This is a genomic window from Streptomyces rubrogriseus (assembly GCF_027947575.1).
GTDB classification, from domain to species: Bacteria; Actinomycetota; Actinomycetes; order Streptomycetales; family Streptomycetaceae; genus Streptomyces; species Streptomyces rubrogriseus.
In genome coordinates this window covers 6,931,003-6,954,957 of the sequence record NZ_CP116256.1, presented here as the reverse complement: position 1 = coordinate 6,954,957, position 23,955 = coordinate 6,931,003, and the positions used below count along the sequence as shown (strand labels likewise).

At 70.2% G+C, this 23,955-nt stretch carries 23 protein-coding genes; 20 read left to right on the top strand and 3 right to left on the bottom strand.

The genetic code is table 11. From position 1 onward, the window contains the following. Positions 1 to 63 precede the first annotated feature (63 nt). The 19 genes from rho (at position 64) to Sru02f_RS31055 (ending at position 19,221) form a co-directional block, all read left to right on the top strand. The gene (rho, locus tag Sru02f_RS31145; protein ID WP_109033439.1) at positions 64 to 2,154 is read left to right on the top strand and encodes a transcription termination factor Rho; all 2,091 of its coding nucleotides are present in this window, start codon (positions 64 to 66) and stop codon (positions 2,152 to 2,154) included. A 416-nt stretch (positions 2,155 to 2,570) separates the two neighbouring features. Then, positions 2,571 to 3,719: an LCP family protein gene (locus tag Sru02f_RS31140; protein WP_109033440.1), complete on the top strand. Its 1,149-nt coding sequence runs from the start codon at positions 2,571 to 2,573 to the stop codon at positions 3,717 to 3,719. A 124-nt stretch (positions 3,720 to 3,843) separates the two neighbouring features. Next, positions 3,844 to 4,068 carry a 50S ribosomal protein L31 gene (gene rpmE, locus Sru02f_RS31135; protein ID WP_003973638.1) on the top strand — a complete coding sequence of 75 codons (225 nt, stop codon included), beginning with the start codon at positions 3,844 to 3,846 and terminating at the stop codon, positions 4,066 to 4,068. Positions 4,069 to 4,176: 108 nt separating this feature from the next. Continuing rightward, positions 4,177 to 5,253, top strand: a complete 1,077-nt coding sequence (prfA, locus tag Sru02f_RS31130; RefSeq protein ID WP_003973637.1) for a peptide chain release factor 1 — start codon at positions 4,177 to 4,179, stop codon at positions 5,251 to 5,253. Positions 5,254 to 5,316: 63 nt separating this feature from the next. Further along, complete coding sequence (gene prmC, locus Sru02f_RS31125; protein ID WP_003973636.1) at positions 5,317 to 6,162, top strand: peptide chain release factor N(5)-glutamine methyltransferase; 846 nt, start codon at positions 5,317 to 5,319, stop codon at positions 6,160 to 6,162. A gap of 50 nt (positions 6,163 to 6,212) precedes the next feature. Continuing rightward, entirely contained in the window at positions 6,213 to 6,860 is a 648-nt protein-coding gene (locus tag Sru02f_RS31120) for an L-threonylcarbamoyladenylate synthase (RefSeq protein ID WP_003973635.1), read from the top strand. After that, the gene (locus Sru02f_RS31115) at positions 6,857 to 7,537 is read left to right on the top strand and encodes an arsenate reductase/protein-tyrosine-phosphatase family protein (RefSeq protein WP_109033441.1); all 681 of its coding nucleotides are present in this window, start codon (positions 6,857 to 6,859) and stop codon (positions 7,535 to 7,537) included. Before Sru02f_RS31120 ends, Sru02f_RS31115 begins: the two co-directional genes overlap by 4 nt. 247 nt (positions 7,538 to 7,784) lie before the next feature. Further along, positions 7,785 to 9,041, top strand: a complete 1,257-nt coding sequence (locus tag Sru02f_RS31110; protein WP_109033442.1) for a serine hydroxymethyltransferase — start codon at positions 7,785 to 7,787, stop codon at positions 9,039 to 9,041. Positions 9,042 to 9,184: 143 nt separating this feature from the next. After that, positions 9,185 to 10,501 carry an MraY family glycosyltransferase gene (locus tag Sru02f_RS31105; RefSeq protein ID WP_109033443.1) on the top strand — a complete coding sequence of 439 codons (1,317 nt, stop codon included), beginning with the start codon at positions 9,185 to 9,187 and terminating at the stop codon, positions 10,499 to 10,501. 262 nt (positions 10,502 to 10,763) lie between these two features. Continuing rightward, on the top strand, positions 10,764 to 11,198 hold the full coding sequence (locus tag Sru02f_RS31100) for a hypothetical protein (RefSeq protein WP_109033444.1): 435 nt from the start codon (positions 10,764 to 10,766) through the stop codon (positions 11,196 to 11,198). 225 nt (positions 11,199 to 11,423) lie between these two features. Then, entirely contained in the window at positions 11,424 to 12,245 is an 822-nt protein-coding gene (gene atpB, locus Sru02f_RS31095; protein WP_109033445.1) for a F0F1 ATP synthase subunit A, read from the top strand. 75 nt (positions 12,246 to 12,320) lie between these two features. Continuing rightward, positions 12,321 to 12,551, top strand: a complete 231-nt coding sequence (gene atpE / locus Sru02f_RS31090) for an ATP synthase F0 subunit C (protein ID WP_003973629.1) — start codon at positions 12,321 to 12,323, stop codon at positions 12,549 to 12,551. Positions 12,552 to 12,592: 41 nt separating this feature from the next. Next, positions 12,593 to 13,147: a F0F1 ATP synthase subunit B gene (locus Sru02f_RS31085; RefSeq protein WP_011030209.1), complete on the top strand. Its 555-nt coding sequence runs from the start codon at positions 12,593 to 12,595 to the stop codon at positions 13,145 to 13,147. 5 nt (positions 13,148 to 13,152) lie between these two features. Next, positions 13,153 to 13,968 (top strand): F0F1 ATP synthase subunit delta, encoded by an 816-nt coding sequence (locus tag Sru02f_RS31080; protein WP_164279032.1) that lies wholly within the window; start codon positions 13,153 to 13,155, stop codon positions 13,966 to 13,968. Positions 13,969 to 14,161: 193 nt separating this feature from the next. After that, positions 14,162 to 15,751, top strand: coding sequence for a F0F1 ATP synthase subunit alpha (atpA, locus tag Sru02f_RS31075; RefSeq protein WP_003973626.1), 1,590 nt, complete (start codon positions 14,162 to 14,164; stop codon positions 15,749 to 15,751). Positions 15,752 to 15,772: 21 nt separating this feature from the next. Further along, positions 15,773 to 16,690: a F0F1 ATP synthase subunit gamma gene (locus Sru02f_RS31070; protein ID WP_109033447.1), complete on the top strand. Its 918-nt coding sequence runs from the start codon at positions 15,773 to 15,775 to the stop codon at positions 16,688 to 16,690. Further along, positions 16,690 to 18,126, top strand: a complete 1,437-nt coding sequence (atpD, locus tag Sru02f_RS31065; protein WP_109033448.1) for a F0F1 ATP synthase subunit beta — start codon at positions 16,690 to 16,692, stop codon at positions 18,124 to 18,126. The genes Sru02f_RS31070 and atpD overlap by 1 nt, the downstream gene beginning before the upstream one ends. A gap of 131 nt (positions 18,127 to 18,257) precedes the next feature. Further along, the gene (locus tag Sru02f_RS31060; protein ID WP_109033449.1) at positions 18,258 to 18,632 is read left to right on the top strand and encodes a F0F1 ATP synthase subunit epsilon; all 375 of its coding nucleotides are present in this window, start codon (positions 18,258 to 18,260) and stop codon (positions 18,630 to 18,632) included. Between the two features lie 142 nt (positions 18,633 to 18,774). Next, positions 18,775 to 19,221: a DUF2550 domain-containing protein gene (locus tag Sru02f_RS31055; protein ID WP_109033450.1), complete on the top strand. Its 447-nt coding sequence runs from the start codon at positions 18,775 to 18,777 to the stop codon at positions 19,219 to 19,221. A gap of 63 nt (positions 19,222 to 19,284) precedes the next feature. Here Sru02f_RS31055 and Sru02f_RS31050 read toward each other — a convergent pair whose 3' ends face one another. The 3 genes from Sru02f_RS31050 to Sru02f_RS31040 all read right to left on the bottom strand — a co-directional run bounded on the left by Sru02f_RS31050 (position 19,285) and on the right by Sru02f_RS31040 (position 23,129). Then, a complete protein-coding gene (locus Sru02f_RS31050) occupies positions 19,285 to 21,147 on the bottom strand; it encodes a glycoside hydrolase family 18 chitinase (protein ID WP_109033451.1) in 1,863 nt (620 codons plus the stop codon). Between the two features lie 147 nt (positions 21,148 to 21,294). Further along, positions 21,295 to 21,936: a response regulator gene (locus Sru02f_RS31045; protein WP_109033452.1), complete on the bottom strand. Its 642-nt coding sequence runs from the start codon at positions 21,934 to 21,936 to the stop codon at positions 21,295 to 21,297. Further along, positions 21,933 to 23,129 carry a sensor histidine kinase gene (locus tag Sru02f_RS31040; RefSeq protein WP_109033453.1) on the bottom strand — a complete coding sequence of 399 codons (1,197 nt, stop codon included), beginning with the start codon at positions 23,127 to 23,129 and terminating at the stop codon, positions 21,933 to 21,935. Before Sru02f_RS31040 ends, Sru02f_RS31045 begins: the two co-directional genes overlap by 4 nt. Positions 23,130 to 23,281: 152 nt before the next feature. On the opposite strand from Sru02f_RS31040, the gene Sru02f_RS31035 reads away from it, so the two are divergent. Next, positions 23,282 to 23,869 (top strand): hypothetical protein, encoded by a 588-nt coding sequence (locus tag Sru02f_RS31035; RefSeq protein WP_109033454.1) that lies wholly within the window; start codon positions 23,282 to 23,284, stop codon positions 23,867 to 23,869. Positions 23,870 to 23,955 lie beyond the last annotated feature (86 nt).

The following is a 23,955-nucleotide window of genomic DNA, read 5'->3' as shown; positions in this document are numbered from 1 at the left end:
CCGGACAGCACAACCGGTCGCCGAGCCAGACAGGCCGACGTCCGCTCCAGGGAAGGACCCTTCGTGAGCGACACCACCGATCTGATGGGCGCACGTGTCGAGGAGACCGCTGCCGCGCCCGCCACGGACGCCTCCGCGCCTGCCACCGGTGCCGGCTCCCGGCGGCGCCGCGGTACCGGCCTCGAGGGCATGGTGCTGGCCGAGCTGCAGCAGGTCGCATCCGGCCTCGGCATCAGGGGCACCGCGCGTATGCGCAAGAGCCAGCTGATCGAGGTCATCAAGGAGGCGCAGGCCGCGGGGGGAGCCCCCGCCAAGGCCGCGCCCGCCGCCGCGGACACCGCCGGCGAGACCAAGCCGAAGCGCCGCAGCACCTCCCGGACCCGTTCGGGCGACGAGGCACCCGCCGAGAAGGCGGAGCGGGCGGAGAAGGCCGGCAAGGCCGACAAGAAGGCGGACAAGGCGGCCGCCGACAAGGCCGCCCAGCAGCAGATCGACATCCCCGGTCAGCCGTCCCCCAAGGTCAACACCTCGGCCGAGCAGACCGCCCCCGACGACGCCCCCTCCGAGCGCCGTCGTCGCCGGGCCACCTCCGACGCGGGCAGCCCGTCCGCCACCGACACGACGGTGGCCGTCGAGACCCGCGCCGAGCCGAAGGCCGACACGTCGGCCCAGCAGCAGTCGCAGGGTCACCAGCAGGGCCAGGGCGACGCCCGTTCCGACGGTGAGGGCGGCGACGGCCGCCGCCGCGACCGCCGTGACCGTGGCGACCGCGGTGACCGTGGCGAGCGCGGCCGCGACCGGCGCAACAAGGGCGACGACCAGCAGAACCAGGGCGGAGGCCGCCAGGACCGGCAGGACCGCCAGCAGCAGGGCGGCGGCCGCCAGGACCGTCAGCAGCACGACGACGGCTACGACGACGACGGCAGCGGCCGTCGCGGCCGCCGCGGCCGCTACCGGGACCGCCGGGGCCGTCGCGGGCGCGACGAGATCCAGGAGCCGCAGATCAACGAGGACGACGTCCTCATCCCGGTCGCCGGCATCCTCGACATCCTCGACAACTACGCGTTCATCCGGACCTCCGGCTACCTGCCCGGCCCCAACGACGTGTACGTCTCCCTCGCCCAGGTCCGCAAGAACGGCCTGCGCAAGGGCGACCACCTCACCGGTGCCGTGCGCCAGCCCAAGGAGGGCGAGCGCCGCGAGAAGTTCAACGCGCTGGTGCGCCTGGACTCGGTCAACGGCATGGCGCCCGAACACGGCCGCGGACGGCCGGAGTTCAACAAGCTGACGCCGCTCTACCCGCAGGACCGCCTCCGCCTGGAGACGGACCCGGGCGTCCTGACCACCCGCATCATCGACCTGGTCGCGCCCATCGGTAAGGGCCAGCGCGGTCTGATCGTGGCCCCGCCGAAGACCGGCAAGACCATGATCATGCAGGCGATCGCCAACGCGATCACGCACAACAACCCCGAGTGCCACCTGATGGTCGTCCTGGTCGACGAGCGTCCCGAAGAGGTCACCGACATGCAGCGGTCGGTGAAGGGCGAGGTCATCTCCTCGACCTTCGACCGCCCGGCCGAGGACCACACCACGGTCGCCGAGCTGGCCATCGAGCGCGCCAAGCGCCTGGTGGAGCTGGGTCACGACGTCGTCGTGCTGCTCGACTCGATCACGCGTCTGGGCCGTGCGTACAACCTCGCCGCCCCGGCCTCCGGCCGCATCCTGTCCGGTGGTGTCGACTCGACCGCCCTGTACCCGCCGAAGCGCTTCTTCGGTGCGGCCCGCAACATCGAGGACGGCGGCTCGCTGACCATCCTCGCCACCGCCCTGGTGGACACCGGGTCCCGCATGGACGAGGTCATCTTCGAGGAGTTCAAGGGCACCGGCAACGCCGAGCTCAAGCTCGACCGGAAGCTCGCCGACAAGCGCATCTTCCCGGCGGTGGACGTGGACGCGTCCGGTACCCGCAAGGAAGAGATCCTGCTCGGCAGCGACGAGCTCGCCATCACCTGGAAGCTGCGCCGTGTGCTGCACGCGCTCGACCAGCAGCAGGCGATCGAGCTGCTCCTCGACAAGATGAAGCAGACGAAGTCGAACGCCGAGTTCCTGATGCAGATCCAGAAGACGACCCCGACGCCCGGCAACGGCGACTGAGTCACCGCCGCGCATCTCAGGGGCCGCCTCCGCTTCGGGGGCGGCCCCTTCGTCATGGGCCCATGTCTACGTCCTGGGTCCATGTCGACGTCCTCCACCTGCGGCCTACGTCTTCCACCTGCGGCCTACGTCCTCCACCTGCGACCTTCGCCACACGGGCCGGCCCGGACGGCGTCCCGGCGGGTCCGGGCCGGGGCTCGCGGATGCCCAGGTCAGCGAGGCGCAGCAGGGCAGGCCGAACACGCTCCGTCACCGATTCCCCACCGGGTCGCCACAGACCGTTGTGCAACCCTGTCCCGAGTTCCGCCGTCTGAGCTACGGAGGGACCATGGTGAGGTAGCGGCGCCGACCACCGGAGCCGACCGACCCGACCCTGAGCGCAGGGGGTAACCGACCGGACGAACACCGAGGAGCCCATGTCCGCCGAGAGCACGCCGGATCCCGCGATACCCGGCCCCGGCCAGTCCCGCACCCCCGGCCCCGGCCGCCGGGGCAAGGGCCGCCGCCGCAAGCCCACGGCCAAGCGGCGCAAGGCCCTGCTCGTCGCGGCCTGGAGCGCCGCGGGCATCGTGGTCCTCGGCGGCACCGGAGCCGGAGTCCTGTACTTCAAGCTCAACGGCAACCTCACGAGCGTCGACATCGACCAGGCGCTCGGCGCCGACCGGCCCGAGAAGGCCGACAACGGCTCGGAGAACATCCTGGTCCTCGGCTCCGACACCCGCTCCGGCGGCAACAAGAAGCTGGGCGGCGGCACCGACGACGGCACCGCCCGCTCGGACACGGCGATGATCGTGCACGTCTACAAGGGCCACAAGAAGGCCAGCGTGGTCTCCATCCCGCGCGACACCCTCATCGACCGCCCCGACTGCACCGACACCGACGGCGGCGAGCACCCCGCGGCCGACGGCGTGATGTTCAACTCCGCCTACTCCACCGGCGGCGCGGCCTGCGCCGTGAAGACCGTCGAGTCGATCAGCGGCCTGCGCATGGACCACTACCTCGAGGTCGACTTCAGCGGCTTCCAGAACCTCATCGACGACCTCGGCGGCGTACAGGTCACCACCACCGAGGACATCAAGGACCCCGACAGCCACCTCGACCTCACGGCCGGCACCCACCGGCTCGACGGCGAGCAGGCCCTCGGCCTGGTCCGCACCCGGCACGGCGTCGGCGACGGCTCCGACCTCGGCCGCATCCAGCTCCAGCAGGCCTTCGTCAAGGCCCTGGTCCACCAGGTCAAGGACATCGGCCTGCTCGGCAACCCCAAGAAGCTGTACGACGTCGCCGACACCGCCACCAAGACCGTCACCACCGACTCCGACCTGGGCTCGGTGAACTCCCTGATGTCCTTCGCGAGCGGCCTGAAGGGCATCGGCCCGGACAGGATGCACATGGTCACCATGCCGGTCGTCTACGACCCCGCCGACGCCAACCGCGTCCTGGTCGAGAAGGACAAGGCCCAGCAGGTCTGGACGGCCCTGAAGAACGACCGCCCGATCCCGGCGTCGGCCACGGAGGGCACGGCGACCGGTGAGGCCGAGGACGTCGTGAACGCCGGGGAATAGTTCACGCCGCCCCCCGGTTTTGGGGGATGGCCCCAGTCCTGGCAGACTGGTACGTCGGCTCCGGTTCACGCTCCCGCATCCCGCGGCTGCGACCCGGCGCCCTCCCGAAACAGTAGGAGACACCTTGAAGCGCGACATCCACCCCGAGTACGTCGAGACGCAGGTCAGCTGCACCTGTGGCGCGTCGTTCACCACCCGCAGCACGATCGAGAGCGGCACCATCCGCGCCGAGGTCTGCTCCGAGTGCCACCCGTTCTACACGGGCAAGCAGAAGATCCTCGACACCGGTGGCCGCGTGGCCCGCTTCGAGGCCCGCTTCGGCAAGGCTTCCGCCGGCTCCAAGAAGTAGCGAGCCTCCAACCGCCGGTCCACGGCCGCATCCCCTCCCCGGGGAGCGCCGGGACCGGCGTTTTTGGTCGCCCGCCTTCCCTTTCCCACGCAGTAGCAGGAGCCCAAGATGTTCGAGGCCGTCGAGGAACTCGTCGCCGAGCACGCCGACCTGGAGAAGAAGCTCGCCGACCCGTCGGTCCACTCCGACCAGGCGAACGCGCGCAAGCTGAACAAGCGGTACGCCGAGCTGACCCCGATCGTCGCCACGTTCCGCTCCTGGAAGCAGACCGGCGACGACATGGAGACCGCGCGCGAGTTCGCGGCCGACGACCCCGACTTCGCCGCCGAGGTCAAGGAACTGGACAAGCAGCGCGACGAGCTCACCGAGAAGCTGCGGCTGCTCCTCGTCCCGCGCGACCCCAGCGACGACAAGGACGTCATCCTCGAGATCAAGGCCGGCGCCGGCGGCGACGAGTCGGCGCTCTTCGCCGGCGACCTGCTGCGCATGTACCTGCGCTACGCCGAGCGGATCGGCTGGAAGACCGAGATCATCGACTCCACGGAGTCCGAGCTGGGCGGCTACAAGGACGTCCAGGTCGCCGTGAAGACCAAGGGCGGCCAGGGCGCCACCGAGCCCGGCCAGGGCGTCTGGGCGCGCCTCAAGTACGAGGGCGGCGTGCACCGCGTGCAGCGCGTCCCCGCGACCGAGTCCCAGGGCCGCATCCACACCTCCGCGGCGGGCGTCCTCGTGACCCCCGAGGCCGAGGAGATCGACGTCGAGATCAACCCCAACGACCTCCGCATCGACGTCTACCGCTCCTCCGGGCCCGGCGGCCAGTCCGTCAACACCACCGACTCCGCCGTGCGCATCACGCACATCCCCACCGGAGTCGTCGCCTCCTGCCAGAACGAGAAGAGCCAGCTTCAGAACAAGGAGCAGGCGATGCGTATCCTGCGCTCCAGGCTGCTAGCGGCGGCGCAGGAGGAGGCGGAGAAGGAGGCCGCGGACGCCCGGCGCAGCCAGGTCCGCACCGTCGACCGCTCCGAGAAGATCCGCACGTACAACTTCCCGGAGAACCGCATCTCGGACCACCGCGTCGGCTTCAAGGCGTACAACCTGGACCAGGTCCTGGACGGCGACCTCGACTCGGTGATCCAGGCCTGCGTCGACGCGGACTCGGCGGCCAAGCTCGCCGCAGCCTGAGCCCCGCACCGCCCCGCCCCGCATCCCCGTACCGGACGACCAGCTCAGCCCCGGAGGACCAGCGTGAACCTGCTGCTCGCGGAGGTGGCCCAGGCCACCCAGCGGCTGGCCGACGCCGGCGTGCCCTCGCCGCGCACCGACGCGGAGGAACTCGCCGCGTACCTGCACGGCGTCAAGCGGGGCGAGCTGCACACCGTGCCGGACGCGGACTTCGACGCCCGGTACTGGGAGGTCGTCGCCCGCCGCGAGGCGCGCGAGCCGCTCCAGCACATCACCGGCCGCGCCTACTTCCGCTACCTGGAGCTCCAGGTCGGCCCCGGCGTCTTCGTGCCCCGCCCCGAGACCGAGTCGGTCGTCGGCTGGGCCATAGACGCGGTGCGCGCCATGGACGTCGTCGAGCCCTGCATCGTCGACCTGTGCACCGGCTCGGGCGCCATCGCGCTCGCCCTCGCCCAGGAGGTGCCGCGCTCGCGCGTACACGCCGTGGAGCTGTCCGAGGACGCCCTCAAGTGGACGCGCAGGAACATGGAGGGGTCCAGGGTCGACCTGCGCCAGGGAGACGCCCTGACGGCCTTCCCGGACCTCGACGGCCAGGTCGACCTGGTGGTCTCCAACCCGCCGTACATCCCGCTCACCGAGTGGGAGTACGTCGCCCCCGAGGCCCGCGACCACGATCCGGAGCTGGCCCTGTTCTCCGGCGAGGACGGCCTCGACCTGATCCGCGGCCTGGAACGCACCGCGCACCGTCTGCTGCGCCCCGGCGGCGTGGTCGTCGTCGAGCACGCCGACACCCAGGGCGGCCAGGTGCCGTGGATCTTCACCGAGGAACGGGGCTGGGCCGACGCGGCCGACCATCCCGACCTCAACAACCGACCTCGTTTCGCGACGGCCCGCAAGGCACTGCCGTGAACACCCCGACGACTCCCACCCCGCAGTACGTGTACGAGGAGGCCAGCTAGATGGCACGGCGTTACGACACCAACGACGCGACCGACCGAGTGACCGGTCTGCGTGAGGCCGCGTCCGCCGTCCGCCGTGGCGAGCTCGTGGTGCTGCCGACGGACACCGTGTACGGCATCGGCGCCGACGCCTTCGCCGCGGAGGCCGTCGGCGACCTGCTGGAGGCCAAGGGACGGGGCCGCAACATGCCCTCCCCGGTGCTCATCGGCTCGCCGAACACCCTGCACGGCCTGGTCACCGACTTCTCCGAGATGGCCTGGGAGCTGGTCGACGCCTTCTGGCCCGGCGCGCTGACCCTGGTCGCCAAGCACCAGCCGTCCCTCCAGTGGGACCTGGGCGAGACCCGGGGCACGGTCGCCGTCCGCATGCCGCTGCACCCGGTCGCCATCGAGCTGCTCACCGAGGTCGGCCCCATGGCCGTCTCGTCCGCCAACCTGACCGGCCACCCGGCGCCCGAGGACTGCGACGCCGCCCAGCAGATGCTCGGCGACTCCGTCTCCGTCTACCTCGACGGCGGCCCCACGCCCGGCATCGTGCCCTCGTCCATCGTCGACGTCACCCGCGAGGTGCCGGTCCTGCTGCGCGCGGGCGCGCTGTCGGCGGAGGAACTGCGCAAGGTGGTACCCGACCTCGAGGTGGCGAATTGACGGCCCCTGAGACGGGGCGTGGCATAGGCAACGGGGAACGCGCCGCGGAGATCACGACCACGTTCGTCGGCCTCCCGCGCGACAGCTTCCGCATCCTCCACGTCAGCACCGGAAACGTCTGCCGCTCGCCGATCACCGAGCGGCTGACCCGGCACGCGGTGAAGGAGCGGCTCGGCGTGCTGGGCGGCGGCCTGATCGTGGAGAGCGCGGGCACCTGGGGCCACGAGGGCGCGCCCATGGAGGCGAACGCGGAGACGGTCCTCACGGACTTCGGCGCCGACCCCGCCGGCTTCACCGGCCGCGAGCTGCTCGACGAGCACGTGATCCGCGCCGACCTGGTCCTCACCGCGACCCGGGACCACCGGGCCCAGGTCATCTCCATGGGCCACTCCGCGGGGCTGCGCACCTTCACCCTGAAGGAGTTCACCCGCCTGGTGAACGCCATCGACCCGGCGACGCTCCCTCCCCTGGAGGACGGCGTGGTCACCCGCGCCCGCGCCCTGGTCCGCGCCGCCGCCGCGCTACGCGGGTGGCTCCTCGCCCCCACGGTCGAGGCGGACGAGGTCTACGACCCGTACGGCGCCCCGCTGACCTTCTTCCGCTCCATCGGCGACGAGATACACCAGGCCCTCGACCCCGTGGTGACGGCACTGACCGGGGTCCCCGCGCGGGCCTGAGGCGGGCAGGGGCGGGGCCCGGCCGGTGGAGTCGGCGGCCGGAGTCCGCCGCGGCGTGCCGATGCCCGGGAGGCCCTCCGGGGCCGGGCGGTGCGAGGGGTGCGTGCCGGCTGGGGTCCTCGTGGTGACGGCGCCGGCCGGGGTTCCGGCGTGGATGTAGGGGCCTGCCACGCGCACGCCGGGCGGCTTCTTCGTGGCGGGCCTACATTGGTGCTACGTCACCGTCGACGCATGCCCGGAGCGCACCATGTCGGTCACCCACGAGATCATCGAGGCCGATGACAGTTCGGTCGGAGTCCTGCTGCGCCAGGATCCCGAGCTGGCCGAGATCCTGTTCGCCGAAGGCCGTCGCCAGTCGACGACCCTCCAGCTGATCGCCGCCGAGAACTTCACGTCGCCCGCCGTGCTCGCCGCCCTCGGCTCACCGCTGGCCAACAAGTACGCCGAGGGCTACCCGGGCGCCCGCCACCACGGCGGCTGCGAGATCGTCGACGTGGCCGAGCGGCTGGCCGCCCAGCGGGCCCGGGCGCTCTTCGGCGCCGAGCACGCCAACGTGCAGTCCCACTCCGGCTCCTCCGCCGTGCTGGCCGCCTACGCCGCGCTGCTGCGCCCCGGCGACACCGTCCTCGCCCTCGGCCTGCCCTACGGCGGCCACCTCACCCACGGCTCACCCGCCAACTTCTCCGGCCGCTGGTTCGACTTCGTCGGCTACGGCGTGGACGCGGAGACCGGGCTGATCGACCACGACCAGGTGCGCACACTGGCCCGCGCCCGCCGGCCCAAGGCGATCGTCTGCGGCTCCATCGCCTACCCCCGCCACCTCGACTACGCGGCCTTCCGCGACATCGCCGACGAGGTGGGCGCCTACCTCATCGCCGACGCCGCCCACCCGATCGGACTCGTCGCCGGGGGAGCGGCGCCCAGTCCGGTGCCGTACGCCGACATCGTGTGCGCCACCACGCACAAGGTGCTGCGCGGACCCCGCGGCGGCATGATCCTGTGCGGAAGCGAACTGGCGGAACGGGTCGACCGGGCCGTCTTCCCCTTCACCCAGGGCGGCGCCCAGATGCACACCATCGCCGCCAAGGCCGTCGCCTTCGGGGAGGCGGCGACCCCCGCCTTCGCCGCCTACGCCCACCAGGTGGTCGCCAACGCCCGGGCGCTCGCGGCCCACCTGGCCGCCGAGGGCCTGGTCGTCACCACCGGCGGCACCGACACCCACCTGCTCACCGCCGACCCCGCCCCGCTCGGCGTCGACGGGAAGGCCGCACGGGGGCTGCTCGCGGCGGCCGGGATCGTCCTGGACTGCTGCGCACTGCCGCACGCCGACGCCCGCGGGCTGCGCCTGGGCACGGCGGCGGTCACCACACAGGGCATGGGGGAGCGGGAGATGCGGGCGGTGGCCACGCTGGTCGCCGGGGTGCTGCGCGGTACGACGGACCCGGCCGCGGCACGGGCGGACGTAAGGGACCTGACCGCGGAATTCCCCCCGTACCCGGACTGAGGCCGGGTAGGCGTACAGGCGTACACAGCCACACGTGCAACCATCGTCGATACCCGTAAGTCCTCAACCGTATGCGTCGCATTGCCATGCGCATCGCTAGGGTGTGGGGTTGAGGATGGCCAGCGAGACCTGTGGGGAAGCCCGTGCGTGAATACCTGCTGACGCTCTGCATCACGGCCGCGGTGACGTATCTGCTGACAGGGCCGGTACGGAAGTTCGCGATCGTGGCGGGGGCGATGCCGGAGATCCGGGCACGTGACGTGCACCGGGAACCCACTCCGCGGCTCGGCGGGATCGCGATGTTCTTCGGGCTGTGCGCCGGCCTGCTGGTCGCCGACCACCTCACCAACCTCAGCGAGGTCTTCGAGAAGTCCAACGAGCCGCGCGCGCTGCTCTCCGGGGCCGCGCTGATCTGGCTGATCGGTGTCCTGGACGACAAGTTCGAGATCGACGCCCTGATCAAGCTCGGCGGCCAGATGATCGCCGCCGGCGTGATGGTGGTGCAGGGCCTGACGATCCTGTGGATCCCGGTGCCGGGCGTCGGCACGGTCGCACTGACCCAGTGGCAGGGCACCCTGCTGACGGTGGCGCTGGTCGTCATCACCATCAACGCGGTCAACTTCGTGGACGGACTGGACGGCCTCGCGGCCGGCATGGTGTGCATCGCGGCGGCGGCGTTCTTCATGTACGCCTACCGGATCTGGTACTCGTACGGCATCGAGGCCGCGGCGCCCGCCTCGCTCTTCGCGGTCATCCTCATGGGCATGTGCCTCGGCTTCCTGCCGCACAACATGCACCCCGCCCGGATCTTCATGGGCGACTCCGGCTCCATGCTGATCGGGCTGGTGCTGGCGGCCGGCGCGATCTCCGTGACCGGACAGGTCGACCCCGACCTGATGAACCTGTTCTCCGGGTCGGAGCGCAACTCGGTGCACCAGATGGTGCCGGTCTACATCCCGCTGGTGATGCCGCTGACCATCATCGCCATCCCGGCCGCCGACCTGATCCTGGCCATCGTGCGCCGCACCTGGCGCGGCCAGTCACCGTTCGCCGCGGACCGGGGGCACCTGCACCACCGCCTGCTGGAGATCGGCCACTCGCACAGCCGCGCGGTGCTGATCATGTACTTCTTCTCCGCGCTCATCGCGTTCGGCGCGCTCGCCTACTCCGTGAACGCGGCGTCGATGTGGATCGTGCTGAGCGTCGTCTTCCTCAGCGCGATCGGTCTGGTGCTGCTCCTGCTGCCGCGGTTCACCCCGCGCGCCCCGCGCTGGGCGGAGGGCCTGGTGCCGCCGCGCTACCGGCGCCGCAGGGCCGCTGCCGCTGCCGCCGACGAGGGCGGGGCCGGGGCCGGGGACGCGGCGGCCGACGGGGAGGGCGAGGAGCGCGTTCCGGTCACGGTGGGCGTCTCGGGCGTCAACGGGGCGACCGCCGTCGGGCACCGTACGGGGACCCGGTAGGAGCGGGAAATCGCCGCAATACCAGACAAGTTGCCGCCGTGATTGCACAAACGCGCAGGGTCACTCTCACGTGTGACAGCAAGCACACCCAGAGGTAAAGACCTCATCAAATAGTTTGTGATACGGTTCACGAGTATCCCCCGGGTAGAGCCCAAGGACCGTAGTGCGACGGTCTCTTGTAAGTGAGGACCTCGTCCGGCTCGGGGCTACGCTCGTCCATGACGACACCTGCCCCCTGTGTGTTGAAAGCGGAGTTGCCGCCATGCCGTCCAATGACGTCCGGATCCTGCTTCAGGCTGCCGTGCCCGCGGCTGCCGTCGGCGCTGTAGCCGCCGTCGTCAGCGCCGTGGTCGCCGGCGGCAAGGGGGCGGTCGGAGCCGTCGTCGCGACCGTGCTCGCGATGCTCTTCATGGGGATCGGCCTCTACGTCCTGCAGCGCACCGCGAAGTCGCTTCCGCACCTTTTCCAGGCGATGGGCCTGATGCTCTACGCGGCACAGATCCTGCTGCTGTTCGTCTTCCTCGCCGCGTTCAAGAACACGACGCTGTTCAACCCCCGGTCCTTCGCGGCCAGTCTGCTCGTCGTCACGCTCGCGTGGATCGCCGCGCAGACGCGGGCGCACATGAAGGCCAAGGTTCTCTACGTCGAGCCCGAACCGACGGGCGAAAAGCCCGAAAAGACGGGCCACTCGTCGTGAGGGGTAGGGCCGGGATAAAGAGGCATGTGAAGTCCTGCTATCGTCCGGTGCCAACTGCGGCATCGCGGGCGCGGGCATCTCGGCTGACGCCTGCTGAATCGCGAGGCGAGATGCCCCACAGCCGCCCCCACACCCGTAACACCAGTCCCGTGCCGAACAGCGGCCCCGCGCCGCGCCGACACAACGAGGTTGCCGTATCCATGCGCCACGCTGAAGGAGCCCGCGGTGAGTGCTGACCCGACGCAGGTGCTCGCCTTCGAGACCGACTGCCACATCTTCGACGGTTGTGGCTTCCCTTCTCCCGGCCTGCACTCGTTCCTGTTCGAGCCCCTGTGGGGCGACCACGACAGCAACTTGTACTTCAACAAGCCGATGCTGCTGGCGCTGCTGGGGTCGATCGTCATCGTCGGGTTCTTCTGGGCGGCCTTCCGCAAGCCGAAGGTCGTCCCCGGCAAGCTCCAGATGGTCGCCGAGGCGGGTTACGACTTCATCCGGCGCGGAGTCGTCTACGAGACCATCGGCAAGAAGGAAGGCGAGAAGTACGTCCCGCTCGTCGTCTCGCTCTTCTTCTTCGTCTGGATGATGAACCTCTGGTCGATCATTCCGGTCGCCCAGTTCCCGGTCACCTCGATCATCGCCTACCCGGCGGTGCTCGCCCTGATCGTCTACGTCACCTGGATCACGCTGACCTTCAAGCGTCAGGGATTCGTCGGGTTCTTCAAGAACGTCACCGGCTACGACAAGTCGCTGGGCCCGGTGCTGCCGCTGGCCATGCTGATCGAGTTCTTCTCGAACATCCTGATCCGGCCCTTCACCCACGCCGTGCGACTCTTCGCGAACATGTTCGCGGGTCACACCCTGCTGCTCCTGTTCACGATCGCCAGCTGGTACCTGCTGAACGGCGTCGGCATCGCCTACGCGGGCGTCTCGTTCATCATGACCGTGGTGATGACCGCCTTCGAGCTGTTCATCCAGGCTCTGCAGGCGTACGTGTTCGTCCTGCTGACGTGCACCTACATCCAGGGCGCCATGGCCGAGCACCACTGAGCAAGCGCGCCCAGACCTCTCACAGTCGTCCGGTGGCCAACCCCCACCGGTCCGTAAAGAAAAGGAAGAACTGGCATGTCCCAGACCCTTGCTGCCGTCGAAGGTTCCCTCGGTTCCATCGGTTACGGCCTCGCTGCCATCGGCCCCGGCGTCGGCGTCGGCATCATCTTCGGCAACGGCACCCAGGCCATGGCCCGTCAGCCCGAGGCGGCCGGCCTGATCCGCGCCAACCAGATCCTGGGCTTCGCCTTCTGTGAGGCGCTCGCCCTGATCGGTCTGGTCATGCCGTTCGTCTACGGCTACTGATCGCTGATCCCAGACCAGCCGACTAGACGAAAGGCAAACCCATGAGCCCGATGCTCCAGATCGCGGCCGAGGAGATGGAAAATCCCCTCATCCCGCCGATCCCCGAGCTCGTCATCGGCCTGATCGCCTTCGTCATCGTCTTCGGCTTCCTCGCCAAGAAGCTCCTCCCGAACATCAACAAGGTTCTGGAAGAGCGTCGCGAGGCCATCGAGGGCGGTATCGAGAAGGCCGAGGCCGCGCAGACCGAGGCCCAGAGCGTCCTCGAGCAGTACAAGGCCCAGCTCGCCGAGGCCCGGCACGAGGCCGCGCGACTGCGCCAGGAGGCGCAGGAGCAGGGCGCCACGCTCATCGCCGAGATGCGCGCGGAAGGCCAGCGGCAGCGTGAGGAGATCATCGCCGCCGGTCACGCCCAGATCCAGGCCGACCGCAAGGCCGCCGCGTCCGCGCTGCGCCAGGACGTCGGCAAGCTGGCCACCGAGCTGGCCGGCAAGCTGGTCGGCGAGTCCCTCGAGGACCACGCCCGCCAGAGCCGTGTGATCGACCGCTTCCTGGACGAGCTGGACGACAAGGCGACGACGGCAGAGGCAACCCGATGAGTGGGATGCACGGAGCGAGCCGCGAGGCCCTGGCCGCCGCACGCGAGCGCCTCGACGCGCTGACGGACTCCACGTCCGTGGACGCCGGCTCGCTCGCCGACGAGCTGGCCGCCGTCACCGCGCTGCTGCACCGCGAGGTGTCGCTGCGTCGGGTCCTCACCGACCCGGCGCAGTCGGGCGAGGCCAAGGCCGAGCTCGCCCAGCGTCTCCTCGGCACCCAGGTCAGCGGCACCGCCGTCGACCTGGTGGCCGGCACGGTGCGCTCCCGCTGGTCGCAGTCCCGCGACCTGGTGGACGCGCTGGAGGAGCTGGCGAACACCGCCGACCTCACCGCGGCCCAGAAGCGGGGCCGGCTCGACAACGTCGAGGACGAGCTGTTCCGGTTCGGCCGGATCATCTCCTCCAACACCGAGCTGCGCGCCGCGCTCACCAGCCGGTCGGCCAGCACCGCGGCCAAGAGCGAGCTGCTGCGCGGCCTGCTCGGCGGCCGGGCGGAGCAGACCACCGAGCGTCTGGTGACGCGCCTTGTCACCGCGCCGCGGGGACGTAGCCTGGAGTCGGGACTCGAGTCCCTGTCCAAGCTCGCCGCCGACCGGCGGGACCGGATGGTCGCCGTGGTCACCTCGGCGGTGCCGCTGAGCGACACGCAGAAGCAGCGCCTCGGCGCGGCCCTCGCGAAGGTCTACGGCCGTCCGATGCACCTGAACCTCGACGTGGACCCCGAGGTCCTCGGCGGAATCCGGGTGCAGGTCGGTGACGAGGTCATCAACGGCTCCATCGCGGACCGTCTGGAGGACGCCGGCCGCCGGCTGGCGAGCTGACGCCCCCGCGACCGCGGTCGCGACAACAGCACAGCACTTGGCAGCACAGCAGTAACAGAGCAGTAGCAGTACGTACTTACGACGGCCCTGGTTGGGCCGTGCAGAGGATTCACCTCTCATTGGGGGGAGTCCCGACTCGTGGAATACCCCCCAAGTGAAACTTCGGGCCCAACAAGGAGAGCAGGGAACTCAGATGGCGGAGCTCACGATCCGGCCGGAGGAGATCCGGGACGCACTGGAGAACTTCGTCCAGTCGTACAAGCCGGACGCGGCCTCGCGCGAGGAGGTCGGTACGGTCACCCTTGCCGGCGACGGCATCGCGAAGGTCGAGGGCCTGCCCTCGGCCATGGCCAACGAACTGCTGAAGTTCGAGGACGGCACCCTCGGCCTCGCCCTCAACCTCGAGGAGCGCGAGATCGGTTGCGTCGTCCTCGGTGAGTTCAGCGGCATCGAGGAGGGGCAGCCGGTCTCGCGTACCGGTGAGGTCCTCTCCGTGGCCGTCGGCGAGGGCTACCTCGGCCGCGTCGTCGACCCCCTCGGCAACCCGATCGACGGCCTCGGCGAGATCGAGACCTCCGGTCGCCGCGCCCTCGAACTGCAGGCCCCCACGGTCATGCAGCGCAAGTCGGTGCACGAGCCGATGGAGACGGGCTACAAGGCCGTCGACGCCATGACGCCGATCGGCCGCGGTCAGCGTCAGCTGATCATCGGCGACCGTCAGACCGGCAAGACCGCCCTGGCCGTCGACACGATCATCAACCAGCGCGACAACTGGCGCACCGGCGACCCGAACAAGCAGGTCCGCTGCATCTACGTCGCCATCGGCCAGAAGGGCTCCACCATCGCGTCCGTGCGCGGCGCTCTGGAGGAGAACGGCGCGCTGGAGTACACGACCATCGTGGCCGCCCCGGCGTCCGACCCGGCCGGCTTCAAGTACCTGGCGCCGTACACCGGCTCGGCCATCGGCCAGCAGTGGATGTACGAGGGCAAGCACGTCCTGATCATCTTCGACGACCTGTCGAAGCAGGCCGACGCCTACCGCGCCGTGTCGCTGCTGCTGCGCCGCCCGCCGGGCCGCGAGGCCTACCCGGGTGACGTCTTCTACCTGCACTCCCGTCTGCTGGAGCGCTGCGCGAAGCTCTCCGACGCCGAGGGCGCCGGCTCGATGACCGGTCTGCCGATCGTCGAGACCAAGGCCAACGACGTGTCGGCGTTCATCCCGACCAACGTCATCTCCATCACCGACGGCCAGTGCTTCCTGGAGTCCGACCTGTTCAACGCCGGCCAGCGTCCGGCCCTGAACGTCGGTATCTCGGTCTCCCGCGTCGGTGGCTCCGCCCAGCACAAGGCCATGAAGCAGGTCTCCGGCCGCCTCCGCGTCGACCTCGCCCAGTTCCGTGAGCTGGAGGCGTTCGCCGCCTTCGGTTCCGACCTGGACGCCGCGTCGAAGTCGCAGCTGGAGCGCGGTCAGCGCATGGTCGAGCTGCTGAAGCAGAACCAGTACCAGCCGATGTCCACCGAGGACCAGGTCGTCTCCGTCTGGGCCGGCACCACCGGCAAGATGGACGAGGTGCCCGTCGCCGACATCCGCCGCTTCGAGAAGGAGCTGCTGGAGTACCTGCACCGCCAGGAGCAGGGCCTCATGACCTCCATCCGCGAGGGCGGCAAGATGTCCGACGACACCCTGCAGGCCGTCGCCGAGGCCATCGCGGCGTTCAAGAAGCAGTTCGAGACGAGCGACGGCAAGCTGCTCGGCGAGGACGCCCCGTCCGCCGCCAAGTGACGTAAGGAAGGGACCTGACTCATGGGAGCCCAGCTCCGGGTCTACAAGCGTCGCATCCGATCCGTCACCGCGACCAAGAAGATCACCAAGGCGATGGAGATGATCGCCGCCTCGCGCGTCGTCAAGGCGCAGCGCAAGGTGGCGGCCTCCACGCCGTACGCGCGGGAGCTCACCCGCGCGGTCACGGCGGTCGGTACCGGGTCGAACACGAAGCACCCGCTCACCACGGAGGCGGACAGCCCGAGCCGTGCCGCGGTCCTGCTCCTCACGAGCGACCGCGGTCTGGCCGGTGCCTTCAACTCCAACGCCATCAAGGCGGCGGAGCAGCTGACCGAGCGCCTCGAGCGTGAGGGCCGCCAGGTCGACACGTACATCGTCGGCCGCCGCGGTCTGGCCCACTACAACTTCCGCGAGCGCAAGGTCGTGGAGTCGTTCGCGGGCTTCACCGACGAGCCGACGTACGCGGACGCCAAGCAGGTCGCGGCGCCGCTGATCGAGGCCATCGAGAAGGACACGGCGGAGGGCGGCGTGGACGAGCTCCACATCGTCTACACCGAGTTCGTCTCGATGATGACGCAGACGGCGGTCGACTCCCGGCTGCTGCCGCTGAGCCTCGACGAGGTGGCGGAAGAGTCGGGCACGAAGGACGAGATCCTTCCGCTGTACGACTTCGAGCCGTCGGCGGAGGACGTCCTCGACGCCCTGCTGCCGCGCTACGTCGAAAGCCGCATCTACAACGCGCTGCTGCAGTCGGCTGCCTCCAAGCACGCCGCCACCCGGCGCGCGATGAAGTCGGCCACCGACAACGCGGGCGAGCTGATCAACACGCTCTCCCGTCTTGCCAACGCGGCCCGCCAGGCCGAAATCACCCAGGAAATCAGCGAGATCGTCGGTGGCGCCAGTGCCCTGGCCGACGCGAACGCGGGGAGTGACAACTAATGACCACCACTGTTGAGACCGCGACGGCCACGGGCCGCGTCGCCCGGGTCATCGGCCCGGTCGTCGACGTGGAGTTCCCCGTCGACGCGATGCCGGACATCTACAACGCGCTGCACGTAGAGGTCGCCGACCCGGCCAAGGAGGGTGAGCTCAAGACGCTGACCCTCGAGGTCGCCCAGCACCTCGGTGACGGCCTGGTCCGCACCATCTCCATGCAGCCCACCGACGGCCTGATCCGTCAGGCCCCGGTGACCGACACGGGCGCGGCCATCTCCGTCCCCGTCGGCGACTTCACCAAGGGCAAGGTGTTCAACACCCTCGGTGAGGTGCTGAACGTCGACGAGCAGTACGACGGCGAGCGCTGGCCGATCCACCGCAAGGCCCCGAACTTCGACGAGCTCGAGTCGAAGACCGAGATGTTCGAGACCGGCGTCAAGGTCATCGACCTGCTGACCCCGTACGTCAAGGGCGGCAAGATCGGTCTGTTCGGCGGTGCCGGCGTCGGCAAGACGGTGCTCATCCAGGAGATGATCTACCGCGTCGCCAACAACCACGACGGTGTCTCCGTGTTCGCCGGTGTCGGCGAGCGCACCCGTGAGGGCAACGACCTCATCGACGAGATGAGCGAGTCCGGCGTCATCGACAAGACCGCGCTGGTCTTCGGTCAGATGGACGAGCCGCCGGGCACCCGTCTGCGCGTCGCGCTGGCCGGCCTCACCATGGCCGAGTACTTCCGCGACGTCCAGAAGCAGGACGTGCTGTTCTTCATCGACAACATCTTCCGCTTCACCCAGGCGGGCTCCGAGGTGTCGACCCTGCTCGGCCGCATGCCCTCCGCGGTGGGCTACCAGCCGAACCTGGCCGACGAGATGGGTCTCCTCCAGGAGCGCATCACCTCGACCCGTGGTCACTCGATCACCTCGATGCAGGCGATCTACGTCCCCGCGGACGACCTGACCGACCCGGCCCCGGCCACCACCTTCGCCCACCTCGACGCGACGACGGTGCTCTCCCGTCCGATCTCCGAGAAGGGCATCTACCCGGCCGTGGACCCGCTGGACTCGACGTCCCGCATCCTCGACCCGCGGTACATCGCGGCGGACCACTACCAGGCCGCGATGCGCGTGAAGAACATCCTGCAGAAGTACAAGGACCTGCAGGACATCATCGCGATCCTCGGTATCGACGAGCTGGGCGAAGAGGACAAGCTCGTCGTCCACCGCGCCCGTCGCGTGGAGCGCTTCCTGTCCCAGAACACCCACGTCGCCAAGCAGTTCACCGGCGTCGACGGGTCGGACGTCCCGCTGGACGAGTCGATCGCGGCCTTCAACGCGATCTGCGACGGCGAGTACGACCACTTCCCGGAGCAGGCGTTCTTCATGTGCGGTGGCATCGAGGACCTGAAGAACAACGCCAAGGAGCTGGGCGTCTCCTGAGCCTCGGCTCACGGTGAGCCGCACGGTTCACCACCCGGAGGGGACGGGCGCGTCCCGTCCCCTCCGGCACGCCCCTTAGACTTGTAACCAACACCCGGCTCTCCCGCCGGGTGGTGACCCGAGGAGCCACCTTGGCTGCTGAGCTGCACGTCGCGCTGGTCGCGGCCGACCGAGAGGTCTGGTCCGGCGAGGCCACCCTGGTCGTCGCGCGCACCACGTCCGGCGACATCGGCGTCATGCCCGGTCACCAGCCGCTGCTCGGTGTGCTGGAGTCGGGCCCGGTGACCATTCGTACGAGTGACGGCGGGACGGTCGTCGCCGCGGTGCACGGCGGTTTCATCTCGTTCGCCGACAACAAGCTGTCGCTGCTGGCCGAGGTCGCCGAGCTGTCGGACGAGATCGACGTCCACCGCGCCGAGCGCAAGCTCGAGCAGGCGAAGTCGGAGGGCGACGCCCACGCCGAGCGCCGCGCGGACGTCCGACTGCGCGCGGCGGCGGGACGCTGATCCACAGCACAGTGCGATAGCGTCGTGCCATGACGTCACTCAGCCGCGGCTGGGACCGGAGCCATCCGGACCCGGCCGCGGCTGAGGCAGATCCGGGTGTTTTTTCCGTTCCGTTACCTAGGAGACGAGGAGGTCGGTGTCGATGGCCCTCGCTCTGACTGTGTGCGGAATCGTCGTGGCCGTGGTGGTGATCGGCCTCTTCGTCTTCGGTCTGCGCCGCCGGCTGATCCAGCGCTCGGGCGGCACCTTCGACTGCTCCCTGCGCTGGGACGCCCCCAAGGAGGGCGACACCGGCGGCAAGGGCTGGGCGTACGGGGTGGCCCGCTACAACGGCGACCGGGTCGAGTGGTACCGCGTCTTCTCGTACTCCCCGCGCCCGCGCCGCGTCCTCGAGCGCTCCGCGATCGAGGTGGCCGGCCGACGGCTGCCGGACGGCGAGGAGGAGCTGGCGTTGCTGTCCGACGCCGTGATCCTGGCCTGTCTGCACCGGGGCACCCGGCTGGAACTGGCGATGAGCGAAGACGCGCTGACCGGATTCCTCGCGTGGCTGGAAGCAGCCCCGCCCGGACAGCGAGTGAATGTGGCGTAGCCACATTCACTCTCCCCCTGGACGAAGCCTGAGGGGAGAGCGAATGCGGCTACGGGGTGGTTGTTACTTCAGGCCGCTGTCGATGGCGCTCACCAGTTCGCCGTTCGCGGTGTCGCCGCTGAACTCCCAGAAGAAGGCGCCGCCGAGGCCCTGCTGCTCCGCCCAGTCCATCTTGGACTTGATGGTGGCCGGGGTGTCGTAGGACCACCAGTTGGAGCCGCAGTGGGCGTACGCGGTGCCGGCGATGGTGCCGGTGGCCGGGCAGCTGTTCTTGAGGACCTTGTAGTCCTCGATGCCCGCCTCGTAGGTGCCGGTCGCCGGGCCGGTGGCGGTGCCGCCGGGTGCGGACTGCGTGACGCCGGTCCAGCCGCGGCCGTAGAAGCCGATGCCGATCAGCAGCTTGTCCGCCGGGACGCCCTTCGACTTGAACTTCGCCATCGCGTCGGCGGTGTTGAAGCCCTGCTGCGGGATGCCGTCGTACGCGGTCAGCGGCGAGTGCGGAGCGGTCGGGCCGTTCTTCGCCCAGGCGCCGAAGAAGTCGTACGTCATCACGTTGTACCAGTCGATGTACTTCGAGGCCTCGCCGTAGTCGGCGGCGTCGATCTTGCCGCCGTCCGAGCCGTCGGCGGTGACGGCCGCGGTGATCAGGTAGTCCTGGCCGAACTCGGCGCGCATGGCCTTCATCATGCTGCTGAAGGCGTTCGGAGCGCTGGTCTCGTCACAGCTGAGACCGCAGGCGTTCGGGTACTCCCAGTCCAGGTCGATGCCGTCGAAGACGTCGGCCCAGCGCGGGTCCTCGACCAGGTCGTGGCAGGACTTCGCGAACGCGGCCGGGTTCTTCACGGCGTCGGGGAAGCCGCCGGACCAGGTCCAGCCGCCGAAGGAGTACAGGATCTTGATGTTCGGGTACTTGGCCTTCAGCTTGCGCAGCTGGTTGAAGTTGCCGCGCAGCGGCTGGTCCCAGGTGTCGGCGACGCCGTCGACGGACTGGTCGGCGGTGTACGCCTTGTCGTAGTCGGCGTAGGAGTCGCCGATGGTGCACTTGCCGCCCTGGACGTTGCCGAAGGCGTAGTTGATGTGCGTGATCTTGTCGGCGGAGCCGGAGGTGACCAGGTTCTTCACGTGGTAGTTGCGCCCGTAGACGCCCCAGTTGGTGAAGTAGCCCATCTTGACCTCGGCACCGGTGCCGGGGTTGCCGCCGTCCCCGCCGGTGGTGGTGACCTTCACGGCGCCGCTGGCCGGGCCGGTCTGGTCGGCGGTGTCACGGGCCTTGACGCTGTACGAGTACGCGGTGCCCTTGGTGAGGCCGTTGTCCGTGTAGGTGGTACCGGTGACGGTGGCGACCTTCGCGCCGTCCCGCAGGACGTCGTAGTTCTTGACGCCCTTGTCGTCGGTCGCCGCCGACCAGGACAGCTTCACCGAGGTGTCGGTGATGTTGGAGGCGGTGGGCGTGCCGGGCGCGGAGGGGGCCTCGTCGCCGGGGACCGAGGTGCCGTCGCAGCTGCCGCCGTTGAGCTTGCAGTTGGACGGGGAGCCGGGCCCGCTGCCGTTGAAGCCGAAGGAGACCGAGGCGCCGGGGGCGAGCGTCCCGTTCCAGCCGACGTTCTTGGCGGTCCAGTGGTCGGCGGAGTTGGTGACGGTGGCGTCCCAGGCGGAGGTGACCTTGGTGCCGGAGGGGAAGTCCCACTCGACGGTCCAGGAGCTGAGGGAGGTGGTGCCGGTGTTCTTCACCGTCCACTTGCCGCCGAAGCCCGTGCCCCAGTCCGAGGTCTTCTCGAAGGTGGCCGTCGCTCCCCCACTCTCGACTTCGCTCGAGCGGGGGGACCCCCACGCGGCGGCCTGGGCCGGGCTCGCGAGACCGACCAGACCGGCGAGGGGAAGCGCCAGGGTCGCTGCGAGTGCCGCGGCTTTGTGTCTGAAGCGCATGTGCGCCTCCTTATATGGGGATGTTGTCGAGGGCATGACTGAGCCTCATGCCCGCAGTGCGGCGAGAATAGAAAGGTCTGGACCACAGGTCAATAGGTCTGGACCAATGTGGCGGCCAGTGGTTGAACCTGTGATTGACAGGGAAAACTAGATCCCCAACTCCTGCGCCAGCACCGCCGCTTGCACCCGGCTGCGCAGCCCCAGCTTCCCCAGCAGCCGGCTGACGTGCGTCTTCACCGTGGCCTCCGCCATGTCGAGACGCTCGGCGACCGCCGCGTTGGACAGCCCCTCGCCGAGACAGGACAGCACCTCGCGCTCACGCCGGGTCAGCTCCCGCAGCACCGCCGGGTCCGCGGTCGGCTCGCGCACCGGCTTCGCGGCGAACTCGGCGATCAGCCGCCGGGTGACGGCCGGGGCCACGATGCCCTCGCCGCCGGCCACCGTGCGCACGGCCGCGAGCAGGTCCTTGGCGTCGGTGTTCTTCAGCAGGAACCCGGCGGCCCCCGCCCGCAGCGCCCCGAAGACGTACTCGTCCAGGTCGAAGGTGGTCAGCACCAGGACGTCGGCGAGCTGCTCCCCGACCACGATCCGGGTCGCCGACACGCCGTCCAGGCGCGGCATCTGCACGTCCATCAGCACCAGGTCGGGACGCAGCTCCCGGGCCAGCGCCACCGCCTGCTCGCCGTCCGCTGCCTCTCCGACCACCTCGATGTCCGGTGCGCTGCCCAGGATCAGCACCAGCCCCGCACGGACGGCGGACTGGTCCTCGGCGACGAGGACGCGGATCATGCGAGGTCTCCTTCGGTCAGGGGCAGCGCTGCGCGCACGGCCCAGATCTTGCCGCCCGCCGGGCAGGGGTCCGCCACCGCCCCGGCCTCGAACGTGCCGTGCAGCAGCGCGGCACGCTCCCGCATCCCGACCAGACCGGCACCGGAACCTGGGGCACGCGGGGTGTCCCGGTCGCCGTACGGGCTGGTCACCTCCACCCGCAGGGCGCCCTCGTGCCGGTCGAGCCGGACCAGGACGGTGCCCGGCGAGGCGTGCTTGAGGGCGTTGGTGAGCGACTCCTGCACGATCCGGTACGCGGCCAGCTCGACCGGCGCGGGCAGACTCTCGCCGGGTGCCGCGTCCAGGGTGACGTCGAGGCCGTTGGCGCGGGCGCCCTCGACCAGCGCGCCGAGCCCGTCGAGGGTGGGGGCGGCGGCCGGCTCGGTGTCCCCGCCCTGGTCCCGCAGGATGCCGATGAGGCGTCGCATCTCGGCCAGTCCCGCCACGCTGTTCTCCCGGATCACGCCGAGCGCCTGCCGGGTGGTCGCCGCGTCGTCCAGGGAGAGCGCGGCCGTGGAGTGGATGGCGATCGCGGACAGGTGGTTGGCGACCATGTCGTGCAGCTCGCGGGCCATCCGGGAGCGCTCCGCCGTCACCGCCTGGACCCGGTCCATCTCGGCGAGCAGCGCGGTCTGCTCGGCCCGCAGCAGGGCGGCGTCGGCGGCCTCGCGGTGGTTGCGGACGATGAGCCCCGTGGAGGCGGGCGCGAAGGACACGATGCCGACGGCGACGCCGATGAGCAGTGTCTCGGGCACCCGCCACACGGCGAACGGCACCAGCGTCGAGGCGACGGTGAGCAGCCCGGTGATCCACGGGATGCGGCGGGCCGAGGCGGGCGGACCGTACAGCACGGCGGCGTACATCAGGTCGGTGTACATGATCACCGTGACCAGGCTGCCCTGGGTGAGCGTGTCCGCGGTCAGCGCGACGGTGCCGATCAGCAGGCCGGTGCGCGGCGCGGCCCGGCGCAGCAGCTCGCAGCCCGCCATGACGACGAGCGGGACCAGCAGCGGCCAGCGGCCGTCGAACAGCACGATCGGCTCGTCGGCCGGCCGTACGCCGAGGCCGATGCCCCACAGCAGCAGCCCGCCCAGCAGCCCGGCCGACGCGGCGTACACGTCGAAGCGGCGCGGGCGGGGGAGTCGTACGGCCATGCCACCATCCAACACGGCCCGCGCCCCGCCCGCCTGATCCCCGGGAAGGGTCCCGCACTGCATCTTTCGATGTACCGGAGGTTCGTCACCGCCGACGACGAACCCGGCGGATTCCGACGGGAGCCTGGAAGGGTGAACGAAGGGAGTGCGTCGTGGTCGTCGCGTTGATCATCGCCTGTGAGGTCGGCTTCTGGGTCCTGCTGGCCCTCGGGCTGGGCGCCCGCTACCTGCTGAAGTGGCGGCGCACCAGCGTGGTCCTGCTGCTGTGCGAGCCGGTGCTGGAACTGGTGCTGTTCGCCGTGACGGCGTGGGACCTGAAGAACGGCGCCGAGCCCGGCTGGGAGCACGGCCTGGCCGCGCTGTACATCGGCTACACCGTCGCCTACGGCCACTACACGATCCGCTGGCTCGACGGCCACGCCGCCCACCGCCTGGCCGGCGGCCCGCGCCCGGCCAAGCCACCGCGCTACGGCATGCCCCGGGCGCGGCACGAGGGCCGGCTGTGGCTGCGCACCCTGCTGGGCGCGGCCGTGGCGTGCGCACTGCTCCAAGGCGCGGTCTGGTACGTCGGCGACGAGGGCGACGTCTCGTCGCTGCGTTCCTTCCAGTGGACGGCCCTGCGCGTCGTCGGCATCCACGGCCTGATCGCCCTGACGTACCTGATCTGGCCGAAGAGGGGCCCGGCGGGCACGGCCTCGACCGAGGCGGGTGGGAGCGCCCCCGAAGGGGCGCGGGGCTGAGTCGACGTGCGGCTCTGCCGCGTGGGCGCGACCAGCCACGACGGAGCAGCAGACGAAAGACGGCACCGGTCCCCGGCACCCCCAGC